A 16,192-nucleotide genomic window follows, 5' to 3' on the forward strand; every position below is an offset into this window, starting at 1 on the left:
CGGCTCTAACAATTGTGTTTCAAATTGAGGAAAGATCGATGGCGGTCCATTGCGACGAAAGGAAGGCGGCATGACGCGCGCGGCAGGCGGAAAATGGGAGCCGGGAACGGTTGCGCCGGAGTTCAAGCTTCCCGGCGATAACGGCGAGCCGATCTCCCTGCAAAGTTTCGAGGGGCGCAAACTGGTGCTCTATTTCTATCCGAAGGACGACACGTCGGGCTGCACCAAGGAAGCAATCGACTTCAATCAGCTGAAACCGGAATTCGCGAAGGCCGACGCCGCGATCCTTGGCGTCTCGCCAGATACGACCGCAAGTCACGTAAAATTCAAGACAAAGCACCAGCTCGACCTCGACCTAGCCTCGGACGAGTCGAAGGCAATGCTCGGCGCCTATGGCGTCTGGGTCGAAAAGAGCATGTATGGCCGCAAATATATGGGCGTCGAACGCACGACGCTGCTGATCGACAGGCAGGGCGTCATCGCGCAGGTGTGGTCCAAGGTGAAAGTGCCGGGGCACGCCGAAGCCGTGCTGGCGGCGGCGAAGGCGCTGCCCTGATCGGCAGGCCGCGTAAAAACCGGTCAGGACGTCAGAACGGGTTCCAGGTCGAGGCCGGCGTGAATTTCAGATAGCTGACGTTGAAGCCGAGCCGGGCGCCGACGCCGGAGCGGATAGGCACGACATAGACGTCGTCATTGATCAACGCGGTGACTCCGAAGCCGCCGACAAGATAGGCCGATCCGTCGACGCCGCCGAAGCGGCGGAAGATGGCGTTGGTCGCGGGCAGATTATAGACGAGCATCATGGTGCGGTCGCCGTCGGCGCCGGCGTCGAGCCCAAGCGACGGCCCCTGCCAGAAGACGCGCAGATCGCCGGCGTTGCGGGTGTGCATCACGCCCTCGCCATAGCGCAGGCCGCCGAAGAAGGCGCCTCCTGCCTCCTGGCCAAGGATATAGCCGTTCGGCTTGCCCCAGCGCTGCGTCGCCGATTCGACGGCCTGGGCGAGGCCGCGCGAGATTGAGCCGAAGAATTTGTGGCCGTCGGCGACGATGTCGTCCGGCGAATATTCGGCCGGCCGCTCGGATCCTGGATTGGCGGAAGCAGCGCCGCCCAGCCCGATCCACGAGGCGCCCGCCAGGGCGGCGAGATTTTGGGTGAACTCCCTTCGCGACCGCATGTCGATCCTCCGCGCTTATCCTCGCGCCAAACGCCGCGCTCTTATCGCGAGCATTGCGGCAAGAGGGTTAATGAACCGTTGCGGATGCTGAAAACGCGCTTAATCGGCCGCGCCAAGCGGCTGCGGCGAAGCGGTGAAGCCGGCGAGCTACGGGCGAATGGCGTTGCGATCGCCCCAGGCGATGAAAGGCCCGTTGCGGAATTGGCGCCCGGCCTTGCCATATTGCAGCGGATGGCGCTCGCCATCGAGCACGATGCCGCCGGCGGCGCGCAAAATGGCGTCGCCCGCCGCCGTGTCCCATTCCATCGTCTGGCCGAAGCGCGGATAGACGTCCGCGTCGCCCTCGGCCACGGTGCAGAATTTCAGCGAAGACCCAGCGGCCCGGCGCTCGTGAATGGGCAGGCTGGCAAGAAAGGCTTCGGTCTCGGCGTCAAGATGCGAGCGGCTCGCCAGCGCGGTCAGGCCATGCGAGGGCGCCGTGCGGACATGGATGGCGCGGCGCTCCCCGGGCGGCGGCAGCGGCGCGCCGGGCTCGACGAGGCAGCTTGTCGCGACCGCTCCGCCGATCCAGATCCGCCCGAGCGCCGGGGCGTAGACGACGCCAGCGACCGGCGCGCCATCGACGATGAGGGCGATGTTGATGGTGAATTCGCCACTGTGCTGCAGGAATTCGCGTGTGCCGTCGACGGGATCGACAAGAATGAAGTTTGCGCCTTCGACCGTCTTCTTGCCGTGGGCCGAGGCCTCCTCGGCGAGGACCGGATAGGCGGGGAGCCGCTCGGCGAGACGCTCGAGGATAATCGCCTCGGCATATTCGTCGGCGTCGCAGACGGGGCTTTTGTCCGGCTTGTGGCGGGCGTGGGCGTCCGACGTGTAGACCGACATCACGGCGATGGCCGCCTCGACGGCGATTTCCGCGAAAATCTCGGCCGCTGCATCGCGATCGATCGGCGCCCCATTCGGCGCCGCGTCGACAACAGGATTAATTTCGAAAGCCATGAAATATCCAGGTTCCGCCCTGACCACGCCTTTTTGGCGGCGATCGGCGCGGCGTGGTTCCGAGCGTCACAGTAACTTAGGAACGGCGCGTCGCAAAATAAAGTAACACGCAAATTATTTAACAATCAGGCAATATTCGTGAAATCACAACTTCGCGCGCGCCTCGGCGCAAACGGGTTTTGTGACGCACGCGCTCACTATCGCCTTCGGAAGGTCGATCAACTTCGTCGGAAGGGCAAAAGAGTTCAACGCATTGAATATTGACGGGCAAAAAAATTTATATCTGGTTAATGTTTCTCTAGCCTTCCGATTTTTCCATCATCTGGGCAAAACGGCGGAACAGATAATGGCTATCGCGCGGGCCGGGCGAGGCTTCGGGATGATGCTGAACCGAAAAAGCCGGCCGGTCGGTCAATTCCAGGCCGCAATTCGAGCCGTCGAACAGGGAGCGATGCGTCTCGCGGGCGTTTTCGGGCAGACTCGAAGGATCGACCGCAAAGCCGTGGTTCATCGAGACGATTTCGACCTTGCCGGTGGTGAAGTCCTGCACCGGATGATTCGCGCCATGGTGGCCCTGGCGCATTTTGACGGTCCGCCCGCCGAGGGCGAGCGCCAGCATCTGATGGCCGAGGCAAATGCCGAAGGTCGGGATCTTCGCCGCGAGCAACTCCTTGATGACCGGAACCGCGTATTTGCCGGTCTCGGCGGGATCGCCCGGACCGTTCGACAGAAACACGCCGTCCGGTTTCAACGCGAGAATTTCCGCCGCCGTCACGGTCGAGGGCGCGACGGTCACGTCGCAGCCGGCCTCGGTGAGGAGTCGCAGGATGGTGCTTTTGACGCCATAATCGATGGCGACGACCTTGAACTTGCCGCCCTCCGCGGAGCCATAGCCGCTCGCCTGCGTCCAGGGAGTCTGGCTCCATTCGTAACGCTGCGTCGAGGCGACGCTCGGCACAAGGTCCATGCCTTCGAGGCCGGGCCATTCCGCCGCGAGCCGCTTTAAATGCTCAAGGTCGAATTCGCCGTCGGGAGAATGGGCAATCACCGCATTGGGCATGCCGCTGTCGCGAATCAGCGCAGTCAGCGCCCGCGTGTCGACGCCGCAAAGGCCAATAATGCCGCGGCTTTTGAGCCAGCCGTCGAAATGGCGCGTCGAGCGGTAGTTCGAAGGGCCGGTGATCGGCGCATGCACGATCGCGCCGCGCACGCCGGCGGCGGCCGCCGGGTTGCTGGTCTCAATGTCCTCGTCATTCGCGCCGACATTGCCGATATGCGGAAAGGTGAAGGTGACGATCTGCCCGGCATAGGAGGGGTCGGTCAGTATTTCCTGATAGCCGGTCATCGCCGTGTTGAAGCAGACCTCGCCGACCGCCTCGCCGATTGCCCCCAGGCCGACGCCCTCAAGCACGAGGCCGTTGGCCAGCACCAGAAGCGCGGTCGGGCGGGGAGCCGGCCAAATGGGGGCCGACGCTTTGTCTTGATCCAAGGTCATGCTCGCTTTACACCCATGCGCCGGAGCGCGATGCGTCCCGGCGGGATGCTCGCGTTGTTTAATGTGGTCGCCCCCGTGACGCCGGTCGATCGCGCGCCGGCCGCCCCTGCGCGGACAACGGCCGAAGGCTCAAATCCATGTGGGGTTTCGACCGGCGCAAAATTAGAGGCAAGGGCGCCTCGCGTCAATTTGTGGCGGTTTTTGCCGGCTTTTTGGAAAGTTAACGACCATGTCGATGCGCGAAGATTTTACGAGCGAGCTCAAGCTGGCGATGAAAGCCGGCGACAAGGCCCGCGTCGGGGCCATCAGAATGATCACGGCAGCGCTGAAGGATAAGGACATCGAGGCGCGCGGCCTCGGCAAGACGGTCAGCGACGACGATATCCTCGCCTTGCTGCAAAAGATGGTCAAAAGCCGCCAGGAATCGCTCGAAATCTACGAAAAAGCCGGCCGCGACGACCTCGCCCGACAGGAGAGCGGGGAGATCACGGTGATTCGGGGTTTCCTGCCCGAGCCGCTCGACGACAGCGCGGTCGAGGCCGCGATCGCCGCCGCCATCGCCGAGACCGGCGCTGCCTCGATCAAGGACATGGGTAAGGTGGTCGCCGCGCTCAAGGCGAAATATGCCGGGCGGATGGATTTCGCCAAGGCCAGCGCCGGCGTCAAGGCAAAGCTCAACGCGGCGTGACGAGGCGGCTTCGGCCGCGGAGCGTGCCCGGATACGATGATTTATCCTTAGGGATGCTCTGGCCGAGGATCAGATTGATAATGTCGTTGGTCAGCGCAACGGCGAGATCCGGGCCGGAGCTGGTTTGATCGACCGTGACGCCGAGGGCATTGATCAACACGAAGGCCCCGGCGTCGGAGGCGACCACGCCCGGCTGATCGCTGGCGGCGAAGGCAATATAGGATCTAAACCCCTCGAGATCGCCGTCTTTCCAGACGGTGGCGGGAAAATTCCCGGCGGCGGGGCTGAGGAACCAGCCGAGGCCAAGGCTCTGATCGCCCCACTTGACGGTCGTCGCCGACGATTGGGTCGCCGCCAGCGTCGTCGATAAGGCGTTGGAGACAAGTCCCATGTTGAACAACAGCCATTGCAGGATGTCGGCGGTCGAGGCGACGATGCCGCCTGCCCCGAAATAGGCGGGAAATAACGGCCAGCCTGGCGTTGCGGCCGAGAAAGGCGGCTTCGGCTCAATTGAATAATCGTAATTATAGCCTAGAGGGAGATGCTCCAGCGAGGCCCAGTCGAAGAAGCAGCAATTCAGGCCGAGCGGCTTGAAGAGTTTTGCCGCGACGAGATCGGTGAAAGTACGCAGCTCGAGACTGCCGCCGGACAGAACCGCGGCCATCAAGGCGAAGCCGAGATTGGAATAGAAATACTGTTGGTTGAGCCCGGCGAGAGGCGGCGGCGAGGCGTTGAGATAACTGAGCATCGCCCTCTGCGAATAGGGCTGCGGCAGAAACGGCGGCAGATCGGTCGGATCGGCAAGATTATCCGCCGGCAGGCCGGAGCTATAGCTCATCAGGCTGTCGAGCGTGATCGCGCCGAGCTTCGCGCTGATCGGCAAGGGACCATTGGGCGCGGTGTACTTCGCCAGAGTTTCCCCGCTCGCCCCGCTTCGAATCGCGTAAGCATAAAGCGTCGAGGTGAATGTCTTCGACACAGAGGCGATCTCGAAGGGCGTGTGCGGATCGAGGGCAAGATCCTGGCCGAACTGGTTCTGCACGTTGCCGAAGAAAAACATGCGCCCCTCCGGGAAAGAGGGGCTGGCGCATCCGGCCGCTATGCCAAGACCCTTCGGCTGCGTCTTGAAATAGGGTTTAACGAGATTCAGAATATCGCTTCGGCTCGGCTCCGGCATGGCTCCCCCTGCGGTTCCGGCTATTTTCGCGGCCCGGAATTGTGAAGAATAGTCGACCGATTGCTTTTGCGGCGTCAACTATCCGAAGCGGGCGTGACTGCTCTCGCGCGCGAAGCGGGCGTGACTGCTCTCGCGCGCGACGCTGGCGCTTCCGCCGCGCGCCGCGCCGGATCAAACGCCGGCCCGGGCGGCCATGAAGAGCTCAAGCTCGTCCGGCGCCATATGGACGAGATTTTCCTCGGCCGGAAAGTCGCCGTCATGCACGTCGCGGGCATAAGCCGAGGCGGCGTCTCGCATCAGCCGGCCGACCTCCTGATAGCGCCGGTTGTGGCGGAAATTCCGCCCGCCAAAGCCGAGCACGTCGGTCATCACCAGCACCTGCCCGTCGGTCCGGCGGCCGGCGCCTATGCCAATGGTCGGGGCGCGGACAGCGCGGGTGATTTCCGCCGCCACCTCCTCCGGAATCATTTCCAGCACCAGCATTTTCATGCCGGCCGCATCGAGACGGATCGCATCCGCGAGGAGTTTCGCCGCCTCTTGCGCCGAGCGGCCCTTGAGGCGCTTTTCGGCGTGAGTCTGGGGCTCCAGTCCCAAATGACAGCAGACCTCGATCCCCGCGTCACAAAGCGCTTTCAGGACGGCAACGTCGGCGCCCTCGAATTTGACGATATCCGCGCCCGCACCGATAAGGGCGCGCGCGCTGGCGATGGCGATCTCGGCGCCGCCATAGGTTTCAAACGGCAGGTCGCCGATAATCACGGCGTCCGGCGCGCCGCGCCGCACGGCGGCGACATGATGGCGCATGTCGGCCAGCGTCACATCGCGCTCGCTCGCATAGCCCAGCACATTGGCCCCGACGCTGTCGCCGACGAGAAGGATGTCAACGCCGGCCTCGGCCTCGGCGCCGGCGGTCGGCGCGTCATAGGCGGTCAGCACGGCGATGGGGTCGCCGCGCCGCTTCATCTCGAAAAAACGTTCCGTTTTGCTCATCGGCGGCCATGCCTCACATGTTCGACATCCGGGCCCGCTTATGTCGCAAGGGTCGCCGCGAACGGTCAACATCGAAAGCGCCTGACGTAAATCCTTCCGAACCGTAAACAGGGTCCAAAAGCCAGACTCAAAATTTTGTGTGCGGCGCAGCTCTACCGATCGAAGGCGCCCGATGCTACTTTGGTCGTGTGAAGAAGCGAGGATCATTTTTGCGGACTGCGCGCCTGCCAGACCAGAAAAAAAAGCCGCTTGCCCAGACATCGCTCTGGCGACGCCTTTCCGGATTGCTGGCGCTTCTTGCTTTCGCCTTGTCGCTGGCCCTCGCTGCGCCCGCCGCCATGGCCGGCGCACCCGGCGGAAATTGCGGCCTCTGCCTGACGCAGTCCGCCCCCACTGAGCGCCTGCTGCTTCCCCTGTCTGAACAAGAGTCAGATCCCGCCGCGCCGCAAGGCCCCAGCGAGCTGACGGGCGGGACCTTCGCGGACGCCGACGAAGCGCACGCTTTCGAAGCCGCGCTTGCGAACGCCGCGACGCTTGGCCGGATGGGCCAAGAGGCCAGCTGCTTGCGGCCGGAGGCCTCCCCCATATCCTCGACCGGCGGCTACGACCCGCCCCTGCGTCCTCCCCCAGCCGGCTGAACCGCGAGACGGTCCGCCTCAAGCGCGGGCCTGCGACGGAATCCTTGCGCCGTCTCCTGACAGCAGGAGTCTGACCTCAGCGCTTGCCGGCGCCCGTCTCGACTCCGTCTCAGAGACTCCAAGTCGCCTACCCGACTTCCCGTTACGCCACAGCTCACCTGGCCGCGCGCCATCGCGCGACCTCGCCCTCTCAATTTGTCGAGAAAACGCCATGCAAAGTCTGATCGAAGGCTTCGGCCATTTCAAACGCTCGGTGTTCCCCGAAAAACGCGCCGATTACGAGCGCGCGGCGCGGGCGCAAAATCCGCACACCATGATCATCACCTGTTCGGATTCGCGGATCCTGCTCGAGCGCATCTTCTCGTGCGAACTCGGAGAATTATTCGTCTATCGCAATGTCGGAAACATCGTGCCCCCTTATGGTCAGCAAGTGAGCGGCGAGGTCGCCGCCGTCGAATACGCCGTCAGCGCGCTGAAAGTCCGCCATATCGTCATCTGCGGCCATTCCGACTGCGGCGCGATGAAGGCGGTCGCCCACCCCGAAGCGCTCGAGGGCAAGCCCTCGACAGCGGCTTGGCTGAAACACGCGGAGACCGCCCGCCACATCGTCGATCACCGGCATGCGGGCTGCCGCCACGACGGCGACGCGGACCGGCTGACGCATCTCATCGAGGAGAATGTCGCCGCGCAACTCGACCATTTGCGGACCATGCCGATCGTCGCCGCCGGGATCGTCTCCGGCGATCTCAAGATCCACGGCTGGGTCTATGACATCGGCCGCGCGGAGCTGCGCGGCTTCGATCCGGCGACGCGGCGCTTTGCGCCGATCGACGCCGCAGCCGGCGGAAGCGACTGGCCCGAGGCAGCGGCGGCGCCCGTTGCGCCGCCGCGTCTGGCGCGAGGCCTCTGAGCGGCGCTGGCGCCTGACCGAAGCTTGCGCTCGGCTCATCCCGCACCTCAACTGAAACGAGCTCTATCATGCGCGATCTCTTTGCACGCCGATCATTTGCCGACGATCTCCTTGCGTCTGTTGTAGTCTTTCTCGTCGCGCTGCCCCTCTGCATGGGCATCGCCATCGCCTCCGGAATGCCGCCGGCGAGCGGCCTCATAACCGGCATCGTCGGCGGCATTGTCGTCGGCTTCCTTGCCGGGTCGCCGCTGCAGGTCAGCGGTCCGGCCGCCGGCCTTGCCGTGCTGGTGTTCGAACTCGTACGCGTCCACGGGATCGCCATGCTCGGACCAGTGGTGCTGCTCGCTGGCCTGATTCAGGTCGCGGCCGGCGTCCTGCAGCTCGGCGTCTGGTTCCGCATGACCTCTCCCGCCGTGGTCTATGGCATGCTGGCCGGCATCGGCGTGCTCATCATCGCCTCGCAGCTGCATGTGCTGATCGACGCCTCGCCGCAGGCAGGGGGTCTTGAAAATCTGCTCGCCATCCCCGCCGCCCTGCTCGGCGCCGGGACGCAAGGCGGGCTGATCGCCGGGGCGCTCGGCCTTGCGACCATCGCCCTGATGCTAGCCTGGGACAAATTTCGGCCTGCGCGTCTCGCCGCCCTGCCTGGCGCGCTGATCGCCGTCGTCGCAATCACCGCCCTCGCGCAGGGACTTTCGCTCGGCGTCAAATATGTCGACGTGCCGGAAAATCTCTTCGACGCGGCGCAACTCGTCTCGCTGCCGACCCTTGCCAATCTGCTCGACCCGAAAATCTTCATCGCCGCGCTCGCCTTCGCCTTCATCGCCAGCGCGGAGACGCTGCTGTCGGCGGCGGCTGTCGATCGCATGCATGACGGGCCGCGCACGCAATATGACCGCGAACTGGCGGCGCAGGGCGTCGGCAATGCGATCTGCGGCGCGCTCGGAGCGCTGCCCATGACCGGCGTCATTGTCCGCAGCGCCGCCAATGTTCAGGCCGGCGGCAAGACGCGGGCTTCCACAATCCTGCACGGCGTCTGGATCCTCGCCTTTGCTCTGCTCGCGCCGGGGCTTTTACGGGCGATTCCGGTGTCCTGCCTCGCCGGCGTTCTGGTGTTCACCGGCTTCAAAATGCTGAGCCCAAAATATTTCCAGCAATTGCGCCGCTATGGCTATGGCGCGCTCGCCGTCTATGCGGCGACGGCGGCGGCGATCGTCGCGACGGATCTCCTGACCGGCGTCCTCATCGGCTTTGGTCTGTCGCTCATCCTGCTGACGCTGCGTTCGGCGGCGCTCACCGTCAATGTGATCCAGTCGCAAAAACCCGGCGAGGCGCAGCTCCATCTCGACGGCGCCGCAACCTTCCTCAAGGCCCCCGCCCTGGCGAAGGCGCTGGATCAGGTGCCGGCGGGCACCGTGCTTCACGTCGTGATCGACCGACTGACCCATATCGATCACGCAGCTCTTGAGCTCCTGCGCGACTGGAGCCGGACCGCGCAGGCGCGCGGCTGCGCCCTTAACGTCGACTGGCAGGAGCTCCAGAACCGGTCGGAAGGCGCAAGACAGGGCGCCTGACCGGACCGGCGCGCCCAATAGGCGCGCGCCCCCCTCGCCCGGCATTCCGCCGGGCCTCAAACCTCAAACCAGGAGACTTCCCACGTGAAAAAACTTCTCACCGCGCTGACCCTCAGCGCGATCTTCGCCTCCGGCGCCGCATTCGCCTACAACGGCACGCCCAATGCGGCGGCCGGCGCGCGGGGCCACAACGCGCCCTCATCGGCTGAAGCTACTCCCGGCGTCATCGCCGGTCATCCACACGCCAAGGCGGAGACCTTCCGCGAGGCGGAAGCCGGCGAATCCTACCACGGACCATTCAGCCCGACGCGCAACCACCGCTTCGACTGAACGGCCAAACCGACCTGCCAGCAAACAGCCTGAAAGATGGGAGACAAAGACATGAAGAAGCTTTTCGCCTGCGCGGCGCTTGGCGCGATCCTCGCCTCCGGCGGAGCCTTCGCTTATGGCGGCGGCCCCCGCGACGGAGAGGGAGCCTCGCGTCCGGCGGCGCGGTCGCAGACGCAAGCGTCCGGCGCGCCCCGCGACAGGGCGTTTCGCGAAGCGGACGCCGTCGGCCATTACAACGGGCCGCGCGATCCTTTCCTCAAGCGCTACACCTACGACTAGAGCGCTTCCGATCGCATGGAAACATGTGATCGATAATCGATCGGAGCCATGAGGCTTGCAACCAAGAGAAGGACGCGCCCGCCGGCGCGCCCTTTTTGCGCGATCCCGGTTAAAGCAAAAGCCGATCTGAGTGAAACGGGCTTTTGCTCTAACCCTCTGTTTCAATGCATCCGCTTTGGCCAAAAAGCTTTCAGCTTTTCGGGCGGATGCTCTAGGATCGCTGTGGGCTATGGGGAAAAACGCGATCCGGCTTGCCGAAGGGCCCCGATCCGCGTCTTTAGTCGTGACATGCGCTTTCCCCCTTCCTTCCTCGACGACGTCAAGGCGAGGCTTCCGGTTTCGGAGGTCGTGCGCCGGCGCGTCAAGCTTTTGCGCGCCGGGCGCGAATGGAAAGGGCTGTCGCCGTTCAATACGGAAAAGACGCCGTCCTTTTTCGTCAACGACCAGAAAATGGCCTGGTTTGATCTCTCGGCCGGAAAGAACGGCAATATTTTCGACTTTGTGATGGAGACCGAAGGCCTGTCCTTTCGCGAGGCGGTCGAGCGGCTCGCCGCCGAGGCCGGGCTGGCGCTGCCGCAGGCCTCGCCCGAAGCCGAGGCGCAGGAGCAAAAGCGCGCCGGCCTGCATGAAACGCTCGGGCTGGCCGTGGAATTTTTCAGCGCGCAGCTTGCCGGAGGGTCGGGCGGCAAGGCGCGCGATTATCTCGCCGGCCGCGCGCTCTCGGCCGAGGCGCAAAAAAACTTTCGAATTGGTTATGCGCCCGGTGAGAAATTCGCGCTGCGCGACCATCTCGCCGGCAAGGGCGTTCCACGCGAGACGATGATCGAAGCCGGGCTTTTGATCCATGGCGAGGATATCGCCGTCCCCTATGACCGCTTCCGCGACCGCATCATTTTTCCGATCTGCGACCGCTCGGGCCGGCCGATCGCCTTCGGCGGGCGGGCGCTGAACGGCGAGGCGCAGCCGAAATATCTGAATTCGCCGGAAACGACCCTGTTTCACAAGGGCGGCGTGCTGTTCAATCACCACCGCGCGCGGACGGCGGCGCACGGCGCAGATCGCGTCATCGTCGTCGAGGGCTATGTCGATGTGATCGCTTTATCCGAAGCCGGATTTGCGGAGACGGTCGCCCCGCTCGGAACGGCCCTGACGCCGGATCAGGCCGAGCTTTTGTGGCAGATGTGCGCGGAGCCGATCCTCTGTTTCGACGGCGACAAGGCTGGCCGCAAGGCGGCGTATCGGGCGATCGACATGGCCCTGCCGCTGATCGGCGCGGGCCGCTCGCTGCGTTTCGCCCTGCTGCCGGAAGGACAGGACCCCGACGATCTCATCAGATCTTATGGGCCGGGCGCCATGGCGGACATTTTGTCGCAGGCTGCCTCGCTCTCCGAATTGATCTGGCGGCGCGAGACCGAGACGGCTGATTTCTCGACGCCGGAGCGGCGCGCCGGATTCGAGCGCCGCCTCGATGAGATCGCCTTGGAAATTCGCGACGAAACCCTGCGGCGCTATTACCGGGACGAATTCCGTCAGCGCCGCCAGACTCTGTTCGCGCCGCAGCGCGGCGCCGTAAAGACGCCTTGGCGCGAGACTTTTGGCGGGTCGGCGCAAGGCCAGCGGCGCGGGACGGGCCGCGGACGCGAGGGCGCAAACCCCGTCGCGGCGGCGCCGGTCCGGCTGACCGCAAGCCCGAGCCTTGCCGGATCGGCGCTAATGCGCCCCATTTCTGATTCGGGGGCCTTGGCCCTGCCGCCGCGTGAGGCGCTGATCCTGTTGATTTTGATAAATCATCCGGGCCTCGTCGAGCAGCATCTCGAAAATATCGCCGACATTGAATTTTCCGGCCGCGACGCCGGCCTCTTGCGCGACCGCCTGATCGACAAGGTCAGCTCGGCGCCGCTCGATCCTGCCGGCGCGCGCGCCTTCGCGCAGGAGCAGGGCTTTGGCGCAGTGCTGACGCGGCTCGACGCCTTCGCCGCCCATGCCTCGCATTGGTATATGAAGGAAAACGCCGCTGAAGCGGACGCCGACGAGGTTTTGAAGCAGGCTTTGACCTTGCACCACAGGGAGCGCGGCTTAAATAAGGACCTCCGCGCCGCGCAGCAGGCGTTCGAGCGGGATATGACCGACGCCAATCTCGCGCGACTGAAGGCCATCCGCGAGGACCTTAATGCTTTGGGCGGAACGGAGGCCAGTGTCGAGGGGTTTGGGGCGCTCTCCGGGCGTCAAGGCGGGAGTTTGTGACGCTCGGGTCTTTGACTCGTGCGTTTTTATTCATATAGAAGGGGCAAACCCCCGAAGCTCGAGAGCTAGCTTCGGGCGCTGGTTTGTGTTTGGCGACGAGCGGCGGCAAGCGCGGGCGTCGGCAAAACAAAATATTCACGTGTGCGCTTCAGGGTTGACGCATTTTCAAAGTCCACGATCTGGTGACCTATCGCGATCTCGAGGACGTCACGACCTGTTTGCGCGGCCTGGATCGGCGTGCGGGCCGCTCCGCTGCGATCTATGGCGCACGCCACCTTAACGGCCGGCCCGAAGCTGGCCCTGTTCATTTTGAAGGACTGTTCTCGACAGACGCAACGCGCCCCGGCGCTTCGCCGCGCAATTTGCCGGCGGGGCGCAGCCCCTTTGCGCGCGAAGCGTTTGTCTGAACGATCCTTAACGCGGAGACCATGATGGCGAAGAAGGATAACGAGAAGGCCGAGACGGAAGGCGGCGCGGTGGAAACCGCGGACAGCCCCCTGCTCGATCTGTCCGACGCCGCCGTCAAGCGGATGATAAAGGCCGCCAAGAAGCGCGGCTTTGTCACCTATGCCGAATTGAACGCCGTGCTTCCGTCCGAGGAAGTCAATTCGGAACAGATCGAAGACATTCTGGCGATGCTCAATGAAATGGGCATCAATGTCGTCGAGACCGAAGAGCAGGAAGACGGCGAAGCCGAGGAAGCCGCCGAGGAAGAGGAAGCCGAAGGCGGCGACCTTGTCGAGGCCTCGACCGTCAAGGCCGTCACGGTCAAATCCTCCGAGCCGGCCGACCGCACCGACGACCCGGTGCGCATGTATCTGCGTGAGATGGGCTCAGTCGAGCTTTTATCGCGCGAGGGCGAAATCGCGATCGCCAAGCGCATCGAGGCGGGGCGCGAGGCGATGATCGCCGGGCTGTGCGAAAGCCCGCTGACGTTTCAGGCGATCATCATCTGGCGCGACGAATTGAACGACAGCAAGGTTCTGCTGCGCGACATCATCGACCTTGAAGCCACCTACGCCGGGCCGGACGGGCGCAATACGCCGAAAATCGACATGACCGCGCCGGGCGCGGCCGAAGCGCTTGCCGAGCAACAACTGGCCGCCGCCGCTCCGGCGACGGCTCCGCTGACGCCTCCCGCGCGGCTTCGGCCGGCCGGCGAGGACGGCGCGGAGGCGCCGATCCCCGAGGACGTCTTCGACGAAGAAGACGATATGGAGAATTCCGTATCCCTCTCGGCGATGGAGGCTGAATTGAAGCCGAAGGTGCTCGACACCTTCGATCGCGTCGCCGACGCCTATAAGAAGCTGCGCCGGCTGCAGGACCAGAACGTCGAGAACAAGCTCAAGAACGAATCACTCTCGCCGTCGCAGGAGCGCAAATATAAGTCGCTCAAGAAAGAGATCGTCGCCGACGTCAAATCGCTGTCGCTCAATCCGAACCGGATCGAGGCGCTGGTCGAGCAGCTCTATGACATCAACAAGCGCCTGATCGGGCTCGAGACGAAGCTTCTGCGTCTTGCCGAAGGCTCCGGCGTCTCGCGCGAGGATTTTCTGCGCAATTACCAGAATTCGGAACTCGATCCGAAATGGCTGCTGCGCGTCTCGAAGCTTGGCGGGCGCGGCTGGCGCGATTTCGTCGCGACCGCCAAGGATCATATCAAGGACCTTCTCGCCGAAATCCATGCGCTCGCCACGGAAACCGGGCTCGAGATCCAGGAATTTCGCAAGATCGTGCATATGGTGCAAAAGGGCGAGCGCGAAGCCCGGCAGGCGAAAAAGGAAATGGTCGAGGCCAATCTGCGCCTCGTCATCTCGATCGCCAAGAAATACACCAATCGCGGCCTACAATTCCTTGATCTCATTCAGGAAGGCAATATCGGGCTGATGAAGGCGGTCGATAAGTTCGAATATCGCCGCGGCTATAAATTCTCGACCTACGCCACCTGGTGGATCCGGCAGGCGATCACGCGATCCATCGCCGATCAGGCAAGAACGATCCGCATCCCGGTCCATATGATCGAGACGATCAACAAGATCGTCCGGACCTCGCGCCAGATGCTGCATGAGATTGGCCGCGAGCCGACGCCAGAAGAGCTCGCCGAAAAGCTCGCCATGCCGCTTGAAAAGGTGCGCAAGGTCTTGAAGATCGCCAAGGAGCCGATCTCGCTGGAAACGCCGATCGGCGACGAGGAAGATTCGCATCTTGGCGATTTCATCGAAGACAAAAACGCGATTTTGCCGATTGACGCGGCGATCCAGTCCAATCTGCGCGAGACGACGACCCGGGTGCTGGCCTCGCTGACGCCGCGCGAGGAGCGCGTGCTGCGCATGCGGTTCGGCATCGGCATGAACACCGATCACACGCTGGAAGAGGTCGGTCAGCAATTCTCGGTAACACGCGAGCGCATCCGCCAGATCGAGGCGAAGGCGCTGCGCAAGCTGAAGCATCCCTCGCGCTCGCGCAAGCTGCGCAGCTTCCTCGACAATTGATTGCGTATTGCGACGCCGTAATCAGCTCTGAACCGATGACGGCGCGCGATACGCTCTTAAATTTTTATTGGACCTTGAACAATTGCTGATGCAGGGCGTCCGGAATGCTGCTTTCCGGCATAGCCACCATCATATGGCCGTCCATCTTCACGACATAGACTGTCACCTTCTTGCCGTCGGCAAGCGTCACTTCCTGCTGTTTCACCAGTTCGACTTTCATCATCTTGGCTTCGACCGCGCTGGCGGCGAACAACAGGGTCGCGCCTAAAAAGGCGGCCGGGATCAGGCGTCCGAGCATCATCTACCTCCTTGGATTGTCGTTACCCGCAGTTGGCGGCGTGGCGGCGGTTCTGCGGTTAAAGATTTGGGTTGAAGCGTATCAACGCAGCCGAAGCCCGCCTGCGTTGTTTAGATCCACTCTCCTCCACTCAGGCGAGCGGTGGCGCGGCGTGACTGAACAGTCGCCGAATATTTCGGAGCCGCAGATAATTTAGTTGCACGGAGCCCCTCCCGGCGCAATAAAATCTCTTATGCAGCGGAAAGCCTAGCGCCGGTGCAGTTCGGCGGCCGCCGCCTGATGCGACTGCCAGCCGCGTCGCTCGAGCTCGGGGTCCGGGCATTCTTCTTCCGGGTAGCCGAGGCAGAGATAGGCGATGAGCTTCCACGCCGCCGGCGCATCGAGCGCGCGGCTAATTTCCAGCGGATCGATGATCGAGACCCAGCCCAATCCAAGCCCATGCGCGCGCGCCGTCAGCCACAGCGTATGGATCGCGGCGACCACCGAGTAATCCAGCATTTCCGGCATGGTGGCGCGCCCAAGGCCGTGTCCCGTCTCTGTCGCATGATCGCAAAAGACGGCGAGATGGACAGGCGCCTCGCAAAGCCCGGCGAGCTTCAGCCGCGCATACAGCGATGCGCGTTCGCCGTCATAGGCCGCAAGCGCCGCCGCATTGCAGGCGGTAAAATTGGCGATCACCGCCTCGCGCCGGGCCGGAGTCTCGACGCTGATGAAGCGCCAGGGCTGGCTGTTGCCGACGGAGGGCGAATGCGACGCCACGCCCAATAATTGCTCGACCAATCCGTCCGGCACCGCGTCGGGGCGGAAGCTGCGCACGTCGCGCCGCCATTTGAAGAGATCCTCGAGCCCGCGCAGGAAGGCTGGGTCGAAGGAAGGCGGCCGTTCGGCGAGGCGCTCGCTCAA

16 protein-coding genes are annotated in these 16,192 nt (G+C 63.7%); 9 read left to right on the top strand and 7 right to left on the bottom strand.

What is annotated here, in order from left to right; all coding sequences use genetic code 11:
* Positions 1-70: 70 nt before the first annotated feature.
* On the top strand, positions 71-556 hold the full coding sequence (locus tag CR492_RS07380) for a peroxiredoxin (protein WP_102843109.1): 486 nt from the start codon (positions 71-73) through the stop codon (positions 554-556).
* A gap of 31 nt (positions 557-587) precedes the next feature.
* Here CR492_RS07380 and CR492_RS07385 read toward each other — a convergent pair whose 3' ends face one another.
* The 3 genes from CR492_RS07385 to carA form a co-directional block, all read right to left on the bottom strand.
* On the bottom strand, positions 588-1,175 hold the full coding sequence (locus CR492_RS07385; protein ID WP_102843110.1) for a DUF1134 domain-containing protein: 588 nt from the start codon (positions 1,173-1,175) through the stop codon (positions 588-590).
* A 147-nt stretch (positions 1,176-1,322) separates the two neighbouring features.
* Positions 1,323-2,174, bottom strand: coding sequence for a 3'(2'),5'-bisphosphate nucleotidase CysQ (cysQ, locus tag CR492_RS07390; protein WP_180982462.1), 852 nt, complete (start codon positions 2,172-2,174; stop codon positions 1,323-1,325).
* A 298-nt stretch (positions 2,175-2,472) separates the two neighbouring features.
* A complete protein-coding gene (carA, locus tag CR492_RS07395) occupies positions 2,473-3,669 on the bottom strand; it encodes a glutamine-hydrolyzing carbamoyl-phosphate synthase small subunit (protein ID WP_102843111.1) in 1,197 nt (398 codons plus the stop codon).
* A gap of 235 nt (positions 3,670-3,904) precedes the next feature.
* On the opposite strand from carA, the gene CR492_RS07400 reads away from it, so the two are divergent.
* Positions 3,905-4,357: a GatB/YqeY domain-containing protein gene (locus tag CR492_RS07400; RefSeq protein ID WP_102843218.1), complete on the top strand. Its 453-nt coding sequence runs from the start codon at positions 3,905-3,907 to the stop codon at positions 4,355-4,357.
* Here CR492_RS07400 and CR492_RS07405 read toward each other — a convergent pair.
* Both CR492_RS07405 and panB read right to left on the bottom strand, forming a co-directional pair.
* Positions 4,344-5,534, bottom strand: a complete 1,191-nt coding sequence (locus tag CR492_RS07405) for a serine hydrolase domain-containing protein (protein ID WP_102843112.1) — start codon at positions 5,532-5,534, stop codon at positions 4,344-4,346. The genes CR492_RS07400 and CR492_RS07405 overlap by 14 nt on opposite strands.
* Positions 5,535-5,705: 171 nt before the next feature.
* Positions 5,706-6,524: a 3-methyl-2-oxobutanoate hydroxymethyltransferase gene (gene panB, locus CR492_RS07410; RefSeq protein ID WP_102843113.1), complete on the bottom strand. Its 819-nt coding sequence runs from the start codon at positions 6,522-6,524 to the stop codon at positions 5,706-5,708.
* 209 nt (positions 6,525-6,733) lie between these two features.
* On the opposite strand from panB, the gene CR492_RS07415 reads away from it, so the two are divergent.
* From CR492_RS07415 to rpoD, 7 genes are all read left to right on the top strand, one after another.
* Positions 6,734-7,162 carry a hypothetical protein gene (locus CR492_RS07415; RefSeq protein ID WP_146030196.1) on the top strand — a complete coding sequence of 143 codons (429 nt, stop codon included), beginning with the start codon at positions 6,734-6,736 and terminating at the stop codon, positions 7,160-7,162.
* A gap of 211 nt (positions 7,163-7,373) precedes the next feature.
* On the top strand, positions 7,374-8,072 hold the full coding sequence (locus CR492_RS07420) for a carbonic anhydrase (RefSeq protein ID WP_102843115.1): 699 nt from the start codon (positions 7,374-7,376) through the stop codon (positions 8,070-8,072).
* Positions 8,073-8,140: 68 nt separating this feature from the next.
* Positions 8,141-9,646: a SulP family inorganic anion transporter gene (locus CR492_RS07425; RefSeq protein WP_102843116.1), complete on the top strand. Its 1,506-nt coding sequence runs from the start codon at positions 8,141-8,143 to the stop codon at positions 9,644-9,646.
* A gap of 84 nt (positions 9,647-9,730) precedes the next feature.
* The gene (locus CR492_RS07430) at positions 9,731-9,976 is read left to right on the top strand and encodes a hypothetical protein (protein WP_102843117.1); all 246 of its coding nucleotides are present in this window, start codon (positions 9,731-9,733) and stop codon (positions 9,974-9,976) included.
* A 51-nt stretch (positions 9,977-10,027) separates the two neighbouring features.
* On the top strand, positions 10,028-10,255 hold the full coding sequence (locus CR492_RS07435; protein ID WP_146030197.1) for a hypothetical protein: 228 nt from the start codon (positions 10,028-10,030) through the stop codon (positions 10,253-10,255).
* Positions 10,256-10,543: 288 nt separating this feature from the next.
* Positions 10,544-12,499, top strand: coding sequence for a DNA primase (gene dnaG, locus CR492_RS07440; RefSeq protein ID WP_102843119.1), 1,956 nt, complete (start codon positions 10,544-10,546; stop codon positions 12,497-12,499).
* A 431-nt stretch (positions 12,500-12,930) separates the two neighbouring features.
* Positions 12,931-14,991 carry an RNA polymerase sigma factor RpoD gene (rpoD, locus tag CR492_RS07450; protein ID WP_102843219.1) on the top strand — a complete coding sequence of 687 codons (2,061 nt, stop codon included), beginning with the start codon at positions 12,931-12,933 and terminating at the stop codon, positions 14,989-14,991.
* A gap of 64 nt (positions 14,992-15,055) precedes the next feature.
* On the opposite strand, the gene CR492_RS07455 is transcribed toward rpoD, so the two are convergent.
* Positions 15,056-15,292 carry a hypothetical protein gene (locus tag CR492_RS07455; protein WP_245412001.1) on the bottom strand — a complete coding sequence of 79 codons (237 nt, stop codon included), beginning with the start codon at positions 15,290-15,292 and terminating at the stop codon, positions 15,056-15,058.
* Between the two features lie 243 nt (positions 15,293-15,535).
* Positions 15,536-16,192, bottom strand: coding sequence for a 5,6-dimethylbenzimidazole synthase (bluB, locus tag CR492_RS07460; RefSeq protein WP_102843121.1), 657 nt, complete (start codon positions 16,190-16,192; stop codon positions 15,536-15,538).

It is taken from the genome of Methylocella silvestris, assembly GCF_002891535.1.
GTDB lineage: Bacteria > Pseudomonadota > Alphaproteobacteria > Rhizobiales > Beijerinckiaceae > Methylocapsa > Methylocapsa silvestris_A.